This window comes from Pseudomonas migulae (genome assembly GCF_024169315.1).
Taxonomy (GTDB): domain Bacteria; phylum Pseudomonadota; class Gammaproteobacteria; order Pseudomonadales; family Pseudomonadaceae; genus Aquipseudomonas; species Aquipseudomonas migulae_B.
The window spans coordinates 1,326,265-1,343,424 of record NZ_JALJWR010000001.1 but is presented as its reverse complement, the minus strand read 5'-3'; the positions used below and the strand labels follow the sequence as shown (position 1 = coordinate 1,343,424).

General features: G+C 59.4%; 14 protein-coding genes. 8 read left to right on the top strand and 6 right to left on the bottom strand.

The features are described 5' to 3' along the window. The 5 genes from J2Y86_RS06070 to J2Y86_RS06050 all read right to left on the bottom strand — a co-directional run bounded on the left by J2Y86_RS06070 (position 1) and on the right by J2Y86_RS06050 (position 5,355). Positions 1–888, bottom strand: a complete 888-nt coding sequence (locus tag J2Y86_RS06070; RefSeq protein ID WP_253428823.1) for a transketolase — start codon at positions 886–888, stop codon at positions 1–3. Between the two features lie 106 nt (positions 889–994). Further along, a complete protein-coding gene (locus J2Y86_RS06065) occupies positions 995–2,086 on the bottom strand; it encodes a glycerol dehydrogenase (protein WP_253428822.1) in 1,092 nt (363 codons plus the stop codon). Between the two features lie 127 nt (positions 2,087–2,213). Next, on the bottom strand, positions 2,214–2,906 hold the full coding sequence (locus J2Y86_RS06060; protein ID WP_253428821.1) for an SDR family NAD(P)-dependent oxidoreductase: 693 nt from the start codon (positions 2,904–2,906) through the stop codon (positions 2,214–2,216). A 28-nt stretch (positions 2,907–2,934) separates the two neighbouring features. Further along, positions 2,935–3,735, bottom strand: a complete 801-nt coding sequence (locus J2Y86_RS06055; protein WP_253428820.1) for a shikimate dehydrogenase family protein — start codon at positions 3,733–3,735, stop codon at positions 2,935–2,937. Between the two features lie 15 nt (positions 3,736–3,750). After that, entirely contained in the window at positions 3,751–5,355 is a 1,605-nt protein-coding gene (locus tag J2Y86_RS06050) for a GMC family oxidoreductase (protein WP_253428819.1), read from the bottom strand. A gap of 222 nt (positions 5,356–5,577) precedes the next feature. Between J2Y86_RS06050 and J2Y86_RS06045 the strand changes: the two genes are divergently transcribed. From J2Y86_RS06045 to J2Y86_RS06010, 8 genes are all read left to right on the top strand, one after another. Next, positions 5,578–6,729, top strand: coding sequence for a glycerol dehydrogenase (locus J2Y86_RS06045; protein ID WP_253428818.1), 1,152 nt, complete (start codon positions 5,578–5,580; stop codon positions 6,727–6,729). A 40-nt stretch (positions 6,730–6,769) separates the two neighbouring features. Further along, positions 6,770–7,942 carry an iron-containing alcohol dehydrogenase gene (locus J2Y86_RS06040; protein WP_253428817.1) on the top strand — a complete coding sequence of 391 codons (1,173 nt, stop codon included), beginning with the start codon at positions 6,770–6,772 and terminating at the stop codon, positions 7,940–7,942. A 125-nt stretch (positions 7,943–8,067) separates the two neighbouring features. Then, the gene (locus J2Y86_RS06035) at positions 8,068–9,345 is read left to right on the top strand and encodes a carbohydrate porin (RefSeq protein WP_253428816.1); all 1,278 of its coding nucleotides are present in this window, start codon (positions 8,068–8,070) and stop codon (positions 9,343–9,345) included. A gap of 139 nt (positions 9,346–9,484) precedes the next feature. After that, entirely contained in the window at positions 9,485–10,990 is a 1,506-nt protein-coding gene (locus J2Y86_RS06030) for an aldehyde dehydrogenase (protein ID WP_253428815.1), read from the top strand. 80 nt (positions 10,991–11,070) lie between these two features. Next, positions 11,071–12,312, top strand: a complete 1,242-nt coding sequence (locus J2Y86_RS06025) for a sugar ABC transporter substrate-binding protein (protein WP_253428814.1) — start codon at positions 11,071–11,073, stop codon at positions 12,310–12,312. 87 nt (positions 12,313–12,399) lie between these two features. Continuing rightward, on the top strand, positions 12,400–13,911 hold the full coding sequence (locus tag J2Y86_RS06020; protein ID WP_253428813.1) for a sugar ABC transporter ATP-binding protein: 1,512 nt from the start codon (positions 12,400–12,402) through the stop codon (positions 13,909–13,911). Beyond that, entirely contained in the window at positions 13,904–14,959 is a 1,056-nt protein-coding gene (locus tag J2Y86_RS06015) for an ABC transporter permease (protein WP_253428812.1), read from the top strand. The genes J2Y86_RS06020 and J2Y86_RS06015 overlap by 8 nt, the downstream gene beginning before the upstream one ends. A gap of 127 nt (positions 14,960–15,086) precedes the next feature. Further along, positions 15,087–15,767, top strand: coding sequence for a GntR family transcriptional regulator (locus J2Y86_RS06010; protein ID WP_253428811.1), 681 nt, complete (start codon positions 15,087–15,089; stop codon positions 15,765–15,767). Between the two features lie 74 nt (positions 15,768–15,841). Here the strand turns inward: J2Y86_RS06010 and J2Y86_RS06005 are convergent, their stop codons facing one another. Further along, entirely contained in the window at positions 15,842–16,858 is a 1,017-nt protein-coding gene (locus tag J2Y86_RS06005) for a zinc-binding dehydrogenase (protein WP_253428810.1), read from the bottom strand. Positions 16,859–17,160 lie beyond the last annotated feature (302 nt).

The following is a 17,160-nucleotide window of genomic DNA, read 5'->3' as shown; positions in this document are numbered from 1 at the left end:
TCAGATCTCCATGGCTTCAATTTCAGCGATAGCGCGTTTGGCGTCTTCCGGGTCGAGGTAACCGAGGTGCCAGCCGGGTTCGGTTTCCATGTAGGAAACGCCTTTGCCTTTGACGGTCCTGGCGATGATGCACACCGGCTTGTCGCGGGTTTCATCGGCTTTGACGCGGCGCAAGGTTTCGGTCACTTCGGCAATGTTGTGGCCGTCGATGACGTGCACTTCCCAACCGAAGGCGCGCCATTTTTCGTCCAGGGGTTCGATGCCGATCACGTCGTCGACCGAACCGTCGAGCTGGAAGCCGTTACGGTCGACAATCGCGATGAGGTGTTTGGCCTTGTGATGGGCGGCGCTCATCGCGGCTTCCCAGACCTGGCCTTCCTGCATTTCGCCGTCACCGAGCATCACGAACACGTCGTAGACTTCGCCGGTGAAACGCTGGGCCAGGCACATGCCCAGGCCGCCGGAGAGGGCGTGGCCGATGGAGCCGGAAGAGAAGTCGATGCCGGGCACTTTGCGCATATCAGGGTGATCGCCCAGAGGGCTGCCCAGGCGGGTGTATTCATCGAGCCATTCCTTGGGGAACACGCCAAGGTCCGCCAGGATCGGGAACTGGCCCACGGCGGCGTGGCCCTTGCCCATCAGGAAGCGGTCGCGGCCCGGCCACTTCGGTTCGTCGGGGCGAATGGTCATCACGTCGTAGTACAGCGCCGAGAACAATTCGGCGGCGGAAAACACCGAGGTGTAGTGGCCGGTCTTGGCGATTTCAATCAGGCGGATCGTTTCCAGACGGACGAATTTCGCCCGGTCTTTCAACTTGATGACAGTCTCGGCGGAAGGCACAAAGTTACTGGCTTTCCACTGTTCGAGTGTTTTGCGGGGTGCAGACATCTCTACCTCCAATCACAGGCATGAATTTGTTGAAGTTGAATCTCAGTGGCGGGGTTTGAACTTCAACGGGGTGGTTGTGGGTTCAACGGCGCTTTCGAGTCGGTGCTCAGTGGGTCAAGCCTTCCAGCGCGCGCATCGCCCCGATCAGTTCGTCGCAGGTCAATGCGCCACCCGAATCGGAGAAAAAGTTGCGTGCATGTGGGGCTTTCAACGTGGGTTCGGCCACTTGCATGAGCACTGAGTCGTCGACGTTAAGTACGCCCAGTTCGGCCAGGTTGCGAGGCAAACCGATGCGTTGATAGAAGCTCAACATATCGCCCATGAGGTCGGCGTTGCGGTCTTCAAGCACCAGCTGCACGAGCAAGCCATACGCCACTTGAAAACCGTGAACCTGCTGTTGCGCGCCGGGGATTTTTGACAGGCCGCGGGTCATTGCGTGGGCAATGGACAGGCCACCGCTTTCGAATCCCAGGCCACTCATCAACAGCACCGCTTCGATCAAGTGATCGAAGGCGACCGTCACCTCGCCCGTACCGGCCTGGGCCAGTGCCGGTTCGGCGTATTGACGAATGAGGTGATAGCACTCGCGCGCCAGCACCAGCCCCGACAGCGCCGGGCGTGCGCCGAACATGTTCACGCCACCGGATTTGTAACACTGCTCGGCTTCAAACTTTTTGGTCAGCGCATCGGCAATCCCTGCGAGCAAAAACTGCCGCGGTGCCTGGGCAATCAACGAGGTGTCCACCAGCACGTAGCGCGGGCTGACCAGCAAGTGGCCGACTTCGCTCAGTTGGTGATGGGCGTCGTAGACCACGTAGTTTTTCGAGGTGGGTGCATCGTTGGACGCCACGGTCGGCATGGTGATCAGTGCGCGACCCGAGGTGTGGGCGAGGGCTTTGCCGGCGTCGATGCATTTACCGCCACCGACGGCCAGGATCATGTCGAACTCGACCTCTGCGGCGGCCTTTCTCAGGCCGGCAATCCCGTCGGCGGTGATTTCGCCGTCGAAGGTGATGTAGTGCAACTCGACACCTGCTTGGGCGCAGGTGTCATCGAGGCGTTGGCGGATCAGACCCAGCACGTAGCTGTCGATGACCACCACGCCCTGGCGTCCGCAGTGCGCCAGATAAGTTCCCGCCTGGGCGAGCACTTCAGTGCCCTGGACGTACCGTCCGGGCGAGCCGAAAACCAGATTCATTCAGCACCTCTCACTTCACTGCTCATTGTTATTCGAGGCTCGGCGGCAGATGCCGAGTCCTGATCTTGTAGTGATGCATGATATATCATGTTTTTAAACGGTCAAGCACTCAAGCTACGAGATGACGTCAGGCGATCGAATACCCGCCATCAACCGGCAACGTTGTGCCCGTCACGTAACGCGCGTTGTCCGACACCAGGAAGGCGATCACGTTGGCCACGTCTTCGGGCGCACCCCAGGTTTTCATCGGGATACGCGCCATGATGCCTTCGGAGCGTGCCGGGTCTTCGAACGCGCGACGCGACAGGTTGGTCAGAATCCAGCCCGGTGCCACGGCATTGGCCCGCACGCCATCGGTCGCCCAGGCCACGGCCATGCAGCGTGTCAATTCTGAGATGGCCGCTTTGCTCGACGCGTAGGCCGGGGTCTTGGCGGAACCGAAAATCCCATGCATCGAGGCGAAGTTCACCACCGCTCCGCGCGCGGCTTTCAGGCCGGGAAGGGCGGCGTTGGTGATGCGCAACACGGCGGTGAGGTTGACGTCGATGACGCGGCTGAAGCCGTCCAGTTCCCACTCGCGATTGTGGTCAATGATGCCGGCGGCGTTGACGATGGCGTCAACGCGTTCGAACCGCTCGAAGTACCCGGCGACCGCCGCGTCGTTGGTCACGTCCAGTTCCTGGTAATGAATGCCTTCGACGCGTTGCTCGGGTTCGCCGAGGCCCACGGTGAATACGTCATAACCGTCGGCGTGCAGGCGTAGTGCCGTGGCCAGGCCGATGCCGGAGCCGCCGCCGGTGACGATTGCAGTCTTTTTCATGGTCGTTCCTTATACGGAGAAGGGCGTATCAAACGCCGGTTTTGGAAAACAGAAACTCGGCCAGCAGATCGATCTGGCCGGTGATCATGTGCGCGCCTTTGTGGATGACGCAGCCACGCTCGGCGGCGGCGCTCAGCAGCGGGGTGATGTCCGGGTTCATCACCACTTCGCCGACGACCGTACCGGGGGCGAGGGTTTCTACGGGCAGTGGCAACGGGTCCTCGGCTTTGAGACCTAGCGCGGTGCCGTTGATCACCACATCGAAACCCGTGGCGTCGGCGGGGCCGGCATTGATCAGCCGACCCGGGAATAGCTGTCGCAGTTCGCGGGCCAGCTCTTCAGCCTTGGCGGGGGTGCGGTTGCTGATCACCAGTTCTTGAATGGTCTCGGCGAGCAGTGCATGAGCGATTCCAGTCGCCGCGCCCCCCGCACCCAGCAACAGCACACGTTTATTGCTCAGGTCATGGCCTTGTTTTTTCAGGCCACCGACAAAGCCGTCGCCATCGAACATGCGCCCGCTGAAGCGGCCGTCGGGCAGGCGTTTGGCGACGTTGCAGACCTTCAGCACACTGGCAGTGCCTTTGAGCTCATCGCACAATTTCGCCACCTCCAGCTTGTGCGGGACGGTGACAATCACCCCCGCCAGGTTTTCAATCCCGCGCAAACCTTCCCACGCCGTGGCGAGGTTCGCCGGTGAAACCTCCCAGGGCACGAGCACACCGTCGTGGCCGAGTCGTTCCAGCAGCGGGTTGAAAAATTCGGGAGTGCGCAGGTGTTTGGCGGGGTAGGTCAGATGAACCACTACTCGGGTTTTTCCGCTGATGGGCATGTCGACATTCCTCTTTCAAAAATGGGCTGTAGAAGCGGGTAATGCGGCGCGTCCGAGGATCATATCCGCAGCTTTTTCGCCGATCATGATTGACGGCGCATTGGTGTTGCCCGATATCAGGTTGGGCATGATCGAGGCGTCGACTACCCGCAGATTGCGCAGGCCGCGCACACGCAGCTGCGGATCGACCACGGCCATGTCATCGTCGCCCATCTTGCAGGTGCCGACCGGGTGGTAAACGGTCTTGGCCCGTTGGTTGATGTAGCTCAGCAGTGCTTCATCGCTGCGCACGTCCAATCCTGGAAAAACCTCTTCACCGGTGAAGGTGCGCATGGCTGGTTGAGCGAGAATTTCCCGTGACAGGTTCAACCCCTTGATCGCGATACGACGGTCCTCCGGGTGAGCGAAGTAACGAGGGTCAATGCGCGGAGGCGTGTCGACCTTGTTGTCGGCCAGGCGGATTTCGCCACGGCTCATTGGGCGCAGCACGCAGGTGTTGATGGTTGCACCGGGCTTTTTGATGGTCTCCTGATCAAGGTCGAAAAACACGATGGGCACGAAATGCATCTGGGCGTTGGGCCGTTCTTGCGCATTGTCGGTGTTGACGAACGCACAGGCCTCGGTGACGTTCGAGCTGACCGGGCCACTGCCAAACATCAAATACTGCAGACCGTTCTTGACCGTGTTCAAGGCGTTGTCCTGACCGTAGTAACCGTACTTGCCGTGGCAGTAGGCAATGCTGCCGACTTCCGCGTGGTCCTGCAGGTTCTGGCCGACGCCGGGCAGCTCATGCAGCAACGGAATGCCATGGCGTTGAAGTTCTTCGGCGAGACCGATGCCGGACAGCATCAACAGCTTGGGTGACTGAATCGCGCCTGCGCTGAGGATCACTTCCTTGCTGCCCCGCGCCTGCACCCGCTGGCCTTTGTGGACGTATTCAACCCCCACGGCTTGATCGCCTTCGACCAGAATTCGTTGCACCGTGGCGTCAGTGACGACGGTCAGGCGATCGGATTTTTCCGCTGCGCGCAGGTACGCCACGGCGGCGCTGCAGCGACGATTGTTGCGAGCTGTGATCTGATTGAAGCCGACGCCGTTCTGGCGTTCGCCATTGAAGTCGGGCGTGAAGGGGATGCCGGCCTGCTGCGCGGCGCGCACAAACCCACGCGACAACTCGCACACTTGCTTGAGGTCCGAGACACCCAGCGGGCCTCCAGTAGCGTGGTAGCCATTGTCGAAGCGCTCATTGTCCTCGGCCCGCTTGAAGTACGGCAGCACTTCGCGAAACGACCAACCGTCGCAGCCTGCGCTGGCCCAGTCGTCGTAATCCTCGTGCTGGCCGCGGATATAAATCAGCGCATTCACCGAGCTCCCACCGCCCAGCACCCGACCCTGGGGAAGAATGCGCTTGCGCCCGTCCATGGCTGTTTGCGGTTGGGTTTCGTGACGCGACAGCAGCGGGCTGGACAACAGCCGGGTGAATCCGGCGGGGATATGAATCAGCGGATGAGTATCGCGCGGCCCTGCCTCAATCAGCAGGACCGAAGCGCCGGCTTCGATCAGGCGGCCGGTCAACGCGCAGCCCGCAGAACCGCCTCCAATGACAACGTAATCGTGCATGCCTTCCTCCGAACTGTGTTGTTCTTGTTTTCATACATCATATATCTTTGTTCCCCCCAAGCGTCAATCCCGGGTTTTTCACGTTGGGCGTTTCGCAAAAAAACGTTTGGTAGCTGAAAATAAAATATGATATATCATCGATCCGCCGAGAGATGAGCCTCTCGCAAACGTCCTCAAAGCAATAACAAAAAGCCTCCACGATGGGGCCAGGATGACGATGACATGACTCAAATGTTTGCTGCCCCCGGCCGTTATATCCAGGGCTACAAGGAACTCGAACGACTGCACCGGCATGTGGCCTGGTTCGGCCGACGGTTTCTGGTGATTACCACTCAGGGCCGTCTCGACAGCCTGAAACAGACTCTGAGCTCCAGTTTCGATGCCGAGCACACCCAGCTGCACTACGGGATATTTTCCGGTGAAGTGACGCGTCAGGAAATCCAGCGCCTCGCCGCGAGCATCAACGCCTTCGAGTGCGACGGGGTGATTGGTGTCGGCGGCGGCAAGGTGCTCGATGCTGCGAAGGCTGTGGCCAATGGGGCAAAAGTGCCGCTGTGTATCGTGCCCACCATCGTTTCGAACGACGCGCCCACCAGCTCGCTTTCGGTGCTGTACACCGAAGCAGGCGCGTTTGACGACGTGCTTTTTTATGAGCGCAGCCCGGACGTGGTGGTGGTCGATACCTGGATCATCGCCCAGGCCCCCGTGCGGTTGTTGGTGGCCGGAATGGGCGACGCCCTCTCGACTTATTTCGAAGCCCGCACCTGCGTTGAATCGCACCGGGACAATTTTCTCGGTAATGCCGGTGCGGGGCTGAAAGAGGGCGGCGGCGGTGCCAAATCGACGCTGACTTCCATGGCCATCGCCGAGTTGTGCTATCGGGTGCTGCTTGAAGACGGCCTGCAAGCCAGGCGCGCCGCTGAACACCACTGCGTGACCAAAGCCTTCAATCGCGTGGTGGAAGCCAATGCGCTCATGAGCGGCATCGGTTTCGAAAGCAACGGCGTGGCGACTGCCCATGCGGTGTATTGCGGGTTCAGTGAGCTGGGCGCCCGGGCGACGATGTACCACGGCGAATACGTGGCTTTTGGCGTTGTGGTGATGCTGGTGCTTGAAGGCAAATCCAGCCGGGAGCTGGATACGGTGCTGAGGTTCTGCCTGAGTATCGGGTTGCCGGTCACCTTCGAGGATCTTGCGCTGGCCGACATCACTGCGCACGAACTCGACTGCGTCGCACGCACCGCCGCCGATCCCAACCAGACCAGCAACGTCGAACCGTTCGAAGTCACTTTCGATGAAATGAAAGCAGCGCTGATCGCGGCCAGCGACCTTGGCGAATTCTATAAAAAAGGCGGGTCGTTGCTGGTGGACTGAGCCCGTCAGCAGCGTACACGCCATAACAACAGGTGAACTGATGAAAGCATTTCAGGCAAGTCTGCCGCTGACCCTGGATTTTGAAGTCGGCGCGATCAAGCGCATGGGCGAAAAGGTTGAGCCGTTCGGCAAAACAGTCTTTTTGATGGTCGACCCGTTTCTACAGGGCAGTGACCTGGTGGCTCACATTACCGGCAGTTTCGCCGAGCGCGGCATTGGGTTTATCGAATTCTACGACATCGTACCCAACCCCCGGCATACCTCGATCGATCGTGCGGTCGAGCAGGTTCGCGAGGCCGGTTGTGATGTGGTGGTGGCGGTGGGTGGCGGCAGTGCGATCGACTCGGCCAAAGCCGTCGCTTTCGTAGCCGTTCATGGCGGCAGTTGCTGGGACTATACCGAGCGCCTGGGCGAAGCCGTCACCCGCCCGCAAAGCCGTGGGCTGCCGTTGCTGGTGGTGCCGACCACCTCCGGCACAGGCACCGAAGCGACCCCGTTTGCGGTGATCAACAATCCTGAACTGGGTCTGAAATGCGCCATTGTCAACCCGTTCATTTACCCCGATGTCGCCTTGATCGACCCGCAAATACTGGCGTCGAAACCGCCGAAGCTGACCGCGCTGACCGCTGTCGATACCTTCTGTCACGCGCTGGAGGCGTACATCAGCGTTCACTGCACACCGTGGGTGGAAATGGTTGCCCTGGAGTCGATTCGTTTGTTCGCGGCCAATGCCCTGCAGTGCGTGGAGCACGGTGATGATCTGGAGGCTCGCGCGCGCATGGCCTTCGCCTCGACCCTCGGCGGCATGGCAATCGCCAGTGCCGGGGTCACGGTTTCCCATGCCTTGGGTCAGCCGTTGGGGGCGATGACCGACGCGCCCCACGGCGGCACCGTGGCGGCCAGTACCCCTCATGTCATCAGGTGGACACTGCCGGTGGGTGCCGACAAGTTCGCGCGTGTGGCTGGGATTCTCGACCCGTCGACGCTGAGTCTGACGCAGAGTGCACGCGCAGAGCGTCTGCCCGACCTCCTGAAAACCCTGTTCAGCACGTTGGGCGTCACCGACACCTTCCGCAGTTACGGTTTGCGTCCGGAGCAGATCGATGAATTTGCCCAAACAGTCTGGACCAGTTTCAACCAGGACCTGGCCTGTCATCCGAAGAAGATCAACAGCAAGGAGGAAGTCGCCGACATAGTGAGAATGTGTTTCTAACCGAAGTCTCTGTCACAAAGATCTGAAGCAAGTTGTTTGACCGACCCGTCAGTTGGGTTGGCGGGGTTTTGCATGCTCGAAAAATACTAAGACCAACAATAAAAACAGTTTCGGGAACAATAAAAATGACCAACAAAACGCTAGTTGCCGTAGGACTTTTGTGTGCCTGCGCATCACCAAATAGTTATGCAGCCAGTTACTCCCCGAGTGATTTTCTGTTGGGGGATTGGGATGGTGAACGTACCCGCTTGCATGAGCAGGGCGTGGATTTCCAGCTGACCTACGTTAACGAATTGGCCTACAACACCCAGGGCGGCGACGAACACAAAGGGACTTACAGCGATCAGCTCATGATCGATACCAACTTCGATTTGCAGAAGTTGCTGGACTGGCAGGGGGCGAGTTTTCGTATGACCTTCAGCGACCGCAACGGCGAAAACCTCACTGCCAAGGCGGGCACCAACACCTTGCTGGCCGCCCAGGAAATCTACGGTTACGGCAGCGTTACCCGCCTGGTGCAGTTCTATTACCAGCAGGCCTTGCTGGATGATCGGTTGGTGGTGAAGCTCGGGCGCTTGCCGATGAGTGGGGATGTGTTCCCGTTTTCCTGCAAATTTCAAAACCTGACGTTCTGCGGCACCGTGCCCGGTTACATCACGCCCAACTGGTTCACCTGGCCCGTCAGCCAATGGGGGGCCGCAGTGGCAGCTAAGCTGACTGACGAACTGTCCGTCAATGCTTCGCTGTATCAGGTCAACCCGCGCTTTACCGAAAACTCCCAAGGCCTGAACTTTGGCAGCCCTTCCGGCACCACCGGTTATCTGGCGGTCGGCGAGTTGGCCTGGAAGCCAACTCTCAACGGCTTGCCGGGCAGCTATCGGGCAGGTATCTGGCGCAATACCGGTGACTTCAACGATGTGTACCACGACGTCAATGGCCAGCCCATCGGCCTGACTGGCAATGCGCCGGATCAGGACGATCAGGCCAGCGGTTATTACGCCATGGCCGAGCAACGGGTGTATCAGGACCCGAATAACAGTGCCCGTGCCCTGTCCCTGTTCGCCAATTTTATTCAGTCGGATCGCGATGTGTCCTACGTGGAAAAGGTCTTTCACGTCGGCGCGTTTATCAGCGGCCCGTTTGCCGCGCGTCCGCAGGATGAAATCGGCTTGGCGATCGGTCGTCTTGAGGTGAATGAACAATCCGCCAAGCGCGTCCGTCAGCAAAACGCATTCACCCAACCGGCGCCGGACACCGAATACCCGGTGGAGCTTTACTACGGCGTCAGTGTGACGCCGGCCCTGACGCTGCGACCCAACGTGCAGTACGTCGTTAATCCCGGCGGGTTGAGCGGGGATAAAAGCGTGGTGGTGTTCGGCCTGAAAACCGAAGTCAGTTTTTGAGAATTACGCGTTTTTTACGAACAGCAGTTGTGAAGAAAAGACCTTGAATCAGGGCATTCCTTCGCTTGCGATTTTAATAATGCATGATATATCGTCGTTGGGCGCCTACGCCTAAAACAACAACAGGAGACGCAACAGCATGAACACTCTCGTTGATATCGCTGCGGTCCAGCAGCGTGTCGCCGCCCTGAAACTGCCTGGGCAGGCCTTCATTGATGGCCGGTTTGTCGACGCTTTGAGCGGTGCAACCTTCGCCAATATTTCCCCGCGCAACGGCCAGGTACTGAATCACGTAGCGTCCTGCCAGGCTGAAGACGTCGACGTCGCAGTCAAGGTCGCTCGACAGGCGTTCGACAGCGGCGTGTGGTCGCAATTGGCGCCCAAGGAACGCAAGAAAGTCCTGCTGCGCTTCGCTGCGTTGTTCGAGCAGCACATGACTGAACTGGCGTTGCTGGAGACGCTGGACATGGGCAAGCCGGTGTCCGAAAGCGCCGGGTTCGATGTGCATGCGGTGCTTGAGTGCCTGCAGTGGTACGCCGAATGCTGCGACAAGGTTTACGACGAAATCGCCCCTTCAGGTCCGGGCGCGCTGGGCATGATTACCCGCGAAGCCATCGGCGTGGTCGCAGCCGTGACCCCTTGGAATTTCCCGATGTTGATGGCGATGTGGAAGGTCGCGCCGGCGCTGGCGATAGGCAACTCGGTGATTCTCAAACCCGCCGAACAGTCGCCGCTGACGGCGCTGCGCATCGCTGAGCTGGCCGCACAGGCGGGCATTCCGCCGGGCGTATTCAACGTGCTACCGGGGTTCGGTCCGACTGCTGGTCGCGCGCTTGGGCTGCACATGGATGTCGACACGCTGGTGTTCACCGGGTCCGGTGAAGTCGGCAAATTGTTCCTGCAATACGCCGGACAGTCGAACATGAAACGGGTGTGGCTGGAGTGCGGCGGCAAGACCCCGAACATCATTCTCAATGACTGCCGTGACCTGGAAAAGGCGGCCGCCACCGCGGCCAGATCGATGTTTTTCAACCAGGGTGAAGTGTGCGTGGCGCCGTCACGGTTGATCGTGGAAGAGGGCATTCGCCACGAATTGGTTGCCGAAGTGTTGAAAGTTGCCCGAACCATCGCCATCGGCGACCCGCTCGATCCGTCTACACAGTTGGGCGCCATGGTCGACAAGGCACAAATGGATCGGGTGCTGGGTTACATCAGGAAAGGCTCCGAGGAAGGTGCCCGAATCATCCTCGGTGGCGAACGTGCCTCAGGCGCATTGGCCGACGGCTTCTTCATCCCGCCGACGATCTTCGACAACGTCACCAACGACATGACCATCGCCCGCGAGGAGATCTTCGGGCCGGTGCTTTCAGTAATAAGCGCCAAGGACCATCTGGACGCCGTGCGCATCGCCAATGACTCGCCCTATGGCCTGGCCGCCAGTCTCTGGACCAGCGACTTGTCGCGTGCCCACTCGATCATCCGTTCCCTGCGTGCCGGCAGCGTTTGGGTCAACTGCTTCGACGGTGGCGACATCACCATGCCGTTTGGTGGCTACAAGCAATCGGGCAACGGCCGTGACCGGTCACTGCACGCGCTGGACAAGTACTCGGAACTCAAATCTGCCTGGATCGATTTGCAGGACTGAGTCGTCAACGAGAAATCGGTGCTGTTCGAAGCGGCACCTGCATCACAGCTCAAAAATCAGCGCACTGGAGAATAATAATTATGAATCTGTCAGCTGTTCGTTCGATCACTGCATTAGCTCTGGCGAGCCTTATCGGCACCCACGCCTGGGCGGCTCCCAAGCATGAAATCTACAGTTTGATTCCCAACACCGCGTTGTCCGGTGTGATTGACCCCGACATGCCGGATCGCACCTCGATCAACAAAGGCTTGCCGCTAAAAAAGAAGGGCGAGCGCCTGCGTATCGGCTGGACTGAAATCACGTTGGGAAACCCATGGTTCGTCTCAATGATCGACGACGCCAAAACCATCGCCAAACAGTACAACTACGACATTGAACTGCAAGTGGCGGACAGTGATGTCGCCAAGCAGAGTGCGCAGGTCGATAACTTCATTACCTTGGGCGTCGACCTGATCGTGATTGACCCTACCGATGTCCTCGGCTCCGTGTCGGATGTCGAGCGGGCGGTGGCGGCGGGGATCCCGGTGATCACCGTCGGCACTGCGCCAGACGCGCGGTCGCCGGTCATCACCACCAGCACCGGCAACCCGTACGGAAGTGGTTTCGAGGCCGGGCGTTACGTGGCGGCCAAGACCGATCCGGCCAAAGTCATCAATGCCGCCATGGTCATTGGCGTGATGGGCAATTCCACTTCCGAAAGCCGACTCAACGGCATGATTTCCGGAATCGTCTATGCCCGTGCGCAGGAGCGCAAGTTGGGTTTGTCCAAAGAAGACGCGATGCTCAAGGGCTTCAGGCTGTTCCAGCAAGTCAAGGCCAAGGGCAGCTTCAGCTGGCCGGAAGGTGGCTTCAATGTGTTGGCCTGGGGCCGTGGTGACTGGACCGAAGAGGGCGGGTTGGCGGCCACCGAGGACATCCTCTCGTCCCAGGGTGACAAGCTCAATCTGGTCCTGGCAGAGAACGACTTCATTGCCATTGGTGCGATCAACGCCCTTGACAATGCAGGGAAGAAAAACAGCGTGATGGTCGCGTCGGGGGCTGGAAGTTTTCGGGTTGCACTGGACCTGATCAAGCAAGGTAAATTGCTGGTCACCGCCACCAACAGTGGTTCGGAAACCGGTGTGGCCGCCATCGAGTTGATTCACCAGATACTCGACAAGGGCCTGAATGCCAACAACCTGCCATTGGCTTCTTACTTCCCGGTCACGCTGATCACGCCGGACAACGTCGACACCTACATCAAGGCTGACAGCCTGCCGCCGTCTACCGCAACCGTCCCACCTTTCCGCTCCATCGAGCAGATCAAAACCGCGATGAAGTGATTTCACGCGAGTGAAACGGACTGTAGCCGCTGCATTTTTGTCGGCGGCTACAGCTCGAACGGCGACAGTTTATAGACGGTGAACAGTATGAAAGCGATGCACAAACCTGCCGTAGAGATGCTCGACATCTCGAAGCGATTCGGTGGAATCAGCGCGCTGAGCAATGCGAGTTTTTCAGCGCATGCAGGCGAAATTCACGCGTTGATGGGCGAGAACGGCGCCGGTAAGTCTACGTTGATGAAGATCCTTTCCGGGGCCTATGTACGGGATTCCGGGGGAGTGAGCCTGAACGGCGAGACCGTCGAAATTCGCAAACCTGGCGATGCCCTCAAGCTGGGCATTTCGATCATCTATCAGGAGTTCGCCCTGGCGCCGCATTTGTCGGTGGCCGAGAACATATGCATCGACGATCTGGGTCAGCGCAAAGGGTTCGTCCAGTGGGCGGCCATGCGCAAAAAAGCCCGGGGGATTCTGGATGAGCTGGGTTTCAGTGATATCGATGTGCGTCAGCCGGTGGGTAGTCTGCCGGTGGCCTATCAACAAGCCGTGGAGATCTGCAAAGCGCTGTCGCGCAATTCGTCGGTGCTGGTCTTCGATGAGCCGACAGCGGTGCTCACCTCCCACGAGGCGGAAAAACTGTTCAAGATCCTCGATGAGTTGCGCCGCAAAGGGGCGTGCATTATTTACGTCTCGCACCGCATGGATGAAATTTTCCGGATTTGCGATCGCGCCACGGTGCTCAAGGACGGCAAGACGGTCGGCACCCTGGAACTGGCCGACATTACCGAGCGTGGCCTGATCGAGATGATGATCGGTCGTGAACTCAGTGATCTGTTTCCTCCGCGCAACCAGCAGCTTGGTGAGGTGTTGCTCAAAGTCGAACACCTGAATGCCGGACGTCTCGTGCGCGATGTGAGTTTTGAAGTTCGAGCGGGCGAGGTCCTGGGCTTTTGTGGACTAGTCGGCGCCGGTCGGACTGAAACCATGCGGGCGATCTTCGGTGCCGATCGGAAAACCTCCGGCGTCCTGTATCTGGATGGCCGCGAAATCCATAACCGTACCCCCCGTGAAGCGATTGCCAACGGCATTGGCCTGCTGCCTGAAGACCGAAAGCAGCAAGGCGTGCTGCTGGAAATGTCGATCCGGGTCAACGGCGCGCTCCGCCCCGACAGTCCCTATACCGGGCCCATGGGCTGGATTGCCAGTGGCCGGGAAACCCAGGGCATCGAAGCCTTGCGCCAGCAACTGGCAGTCAAGACGCACTCGATCGAGCAGTTGGTGGGTGATCTGTCAGGCGGCAACCAACAGAAAGTCGCCCTGATGAAGTGGGTCGATGCGGGCTGTCGCGTGCTGATTCTCGACGAGCCTACCCGCGGTGTGGATGTGGGGGCGAAAACCGAAATCTACCGGGTCATCAATGGCCTCGCCGAACAAGGCGTGGCAATCATCATGGTGTCCTCGGAAATGATTGAAATCATCGGCATGTGTGATCGCGTGCTGGTGATGCGTGAAGGCGCGATCGCCGGCGAACTGATGGGCGAACGTATTAAAGAACAAGAAATGATTTGCCTGGCAATGGGAGTCGAGCACCATGAATAACCCTAATACCAAGCTGGCTACGGCTGAACTTCTAGAGGAAAACAATCACGCTCAAGAGGGCCGGACAGACCGGCGTTCGTTGCAGCGGCTGTTTCTGCAACACAACGCGCTGGTGATGTTAGTGCTGCTGGCCATCGCCGCCAGTGTGTTGTCGGCGGACTTTTTCACTTACCAGAACATTGGCAACTTGTTGCGCCAATTGACGCCGTTGTTGCTGGTCAGCGTCGGCATGTTGATTGTGATCCTGACGGCTGGCATCGATTTGTCCGTGGCTTCCGTCGCAGCGGTTGGTGGAATCGTGGTGGCGATGACCTTGAATGTGCTGCCGGTTGAAGGTGGTTTTGGTTTGCTGCTGGCTGTCGCGATCGCGGTGGCTTCCGGCGTATTGATGGGGCTGGTGACGGGTACTTTCATCGCCTACTTTCGCATGGCGCCTTTTATCGCGACGCTGGCGATGATGACGGTCGCTCGTGGCCTGGCGTTCATCTTGTCCAACGGCCAGCCACAAAGGCTCGATGACAGACTGGTCAGTGCCCAGCTGTTACGTGATTTCGGTCGGCTGGCCGATGGCGTGCTGGGTATTCCTTGGCCGGTGTGGCTGGCGGGGTTGGTGACGGTCGTGTTTGCCTTGATCCTGCGTTACAACGCTTATGGTCGCCTGACCATTGCCAGCGGTAGCAACGAAACGGCGGTGCGCCTGGCCGGTATTCCAGTGGAGCGCTACAAACTGGCCGCCTATGGCATTTGCGGTGGCCTTGCTGCGTTGGCCGGTGTGGTGATTGCTTCCCGTTCGGGGGTCGCGACGCCCAGCGCCGGCATGGCTCTGGAGCTGGATGCCATCGCTGCATGCGTGATCGGGGGAGCATTACTGTCCGGTGGCAAAGGCACGATTTTTTATACCGTGGTGGGTGTGCTGGTGCTGGGGCTGATCGGCAACATCATGAATTTGCTGAGTGTGCCGGCCTATCCGCAGCAGATTATCAAAGGTGCGATTATCGTCATTGCGGTGTTGCTGCAAGGCGTCGGTCGCCGGGACGCGCGCATTTAGCGCTGATCGTCGGTGGGAGTGGCAGGCGCAATTTGATGATGTATGATGCGTTATCCGCGCTTCAGGTCGGCAGATTCACAAGTCCGATCTTTTACGCACACTAATCGACCATGGAGATCGAGTCACCGTGACCGTGCATAAGCCCATTGATAAAGGCAACTTGAGTGAACGGGTGTATTCCATCATTCGCACCGCGTTGATGGACGGGCAGTACCAACCCGGCGATCGGTTACGCATCAGTACATTGGCCGAGGAGTTCGGTGTTTCGATCACGCCAGTGCGCGAAGCGATTTTCCGCCTGGTCAGCGACCATGCGCTGGACATGAAGGCTGCGACGTCGATCTATGTGCCTGAGCTGACGGTCAGCCAGTTGCGAGAAATCCAGTTGATCCGTCATTTGCTGGAAGGCGAGGCGGCAGGCGTGGCGGCGCAGCGGATCACCAAACCCGAAATCGAAAAGCTCGAAGCCATTCAGGATGCCTTCCAGAAGGCGGTCACCGTCGACTATAGACAGGCCGCCTTGCTCAACCGGGAATTCCATTTCGGTTTGATCTCTGCGGCGCGCATGCCGGTGGTATCGAAAACCCTGGAAAACATGTGGGTCATCATGGGGCCGCTGCTGAGCCGGTTCCATGCCGAGGTTCCCAAGCGCGAGCTGTCCAGCGCCAAGCACAAACACTTCGAGGTGCTGGAAGGTCTGCGCACCCGCGACTCGGCCAGAGCCAAAGACGCGCTGCAGGCAGACATCGCCTGGGGGGAACTGATGATCGATTGGCTGGAGAAAAAAGAAAACCTGGCTGAGGCGTAATCACACCTTCTCCGTCGGATCACGCTGAACCTGTCGCCCGAGCTCCACTCCTGGAGTCTCGGGCGATGTTGTTTTCAGGCCTGGGCGAACGGGTTGGGGTCTGTCTCATCCAAGCGGGCCACCCACTTGCCACCTTCGCCACCTTGCTTGAGCGCATGCAACGCCTGAGGCAGATTGTGGAAATCGAAGACCTGGCTTTTGGGCGTCGTCAGGTTTCCTGACAGTACGTCTTCGAGCAAACGTTCTCCGGCCTGTCTCAGCAACTGCCGATCGCTCAGGCTGGCGTGGGCATGGAAACTGTTGAGCGCCACTTCGTGCAGGGAGATTGCGGTGCTGAAGGCCGGCAGCGGTGCGGTTTCCTGGCGATCCTGAATGCACACCAAATGACCGTTGTAACCCAGCAGCGGGGCCAGTGCGGCAGCATGAGTGCCGCTGACGGTGTCGAACACCGCTTTGAGTCGACGCTCACCGAGGCTGGCCTGGAGGTTTTGCTGCCAGTGACCGTCGCGGTAGTCGAATACGTCAACGGCACCGAATCCCTTCAAACGCTCGTGATGCTTTTTGGCTGCCGTAGCCCACACCCGATAACCGCGCTGTGCGGCCAGTTGCACCAACAGCAGACCGACCGCGCCACCGGCGCCGACCACCAACACATCGCTCGGCCCTGTGCCCGGTATTTTGTCCAGCGCCTGCCAAGCCGTCAGGCCAGGGCAGGGCAACGACGCGGCGGCGGTGTCGTCCAGCGCGGCCGGCACCGTCAGCACGGTCGCGGCATCGAGCAAACAGTATTCGGCAAAGCTGCCATCGCGTTCCAGGGACTGGTGATACGCCACGCGCGTCCCCGGTTTGATCGGCACGCCGGCACCGGCGGCAACCACAACGCCCATGCCATCAACGCCGGGCACGCGGCCAGTGCTCCACGCGGGGTGACCCCACTCGATGATCTTCCAGTCCACCGGGTTCAGCGCCACTGCGCGGTTGGCCACCAGCACTTCCCCGGGGCCAGGTTGCACCAACGGTTTGCGGATCAGTTGCAGACCGTCGATACCTTTGCCGGAGGTCCAGGACCAGGCGGCGTAATCAGTGTGCATTGTATGTCCTCATCAAACATCGAATCAGGCGTAAGGCGTTGAGTCATCAACGGTGCGCCACACGTGAGGGCATCAGTATCCTTGCCGGGCTCCCTGAGCAGAACGGCTGTTTTCGCAAAGGTGTTGTGAACACAAATCAGCAATCTTCCCCACGTAGCGCCAGCAAACGACCCCGCTCAAACCACAGTCTGTGAACGCCCACCCCACGTTTTGCACCTTGAAGGCACACCCCGTCGGCCTAGGATGTCCACAGCGATTGCACCTGGGCGTCGGCCCGCAAATCCGGGCTCACACAGGTGCTC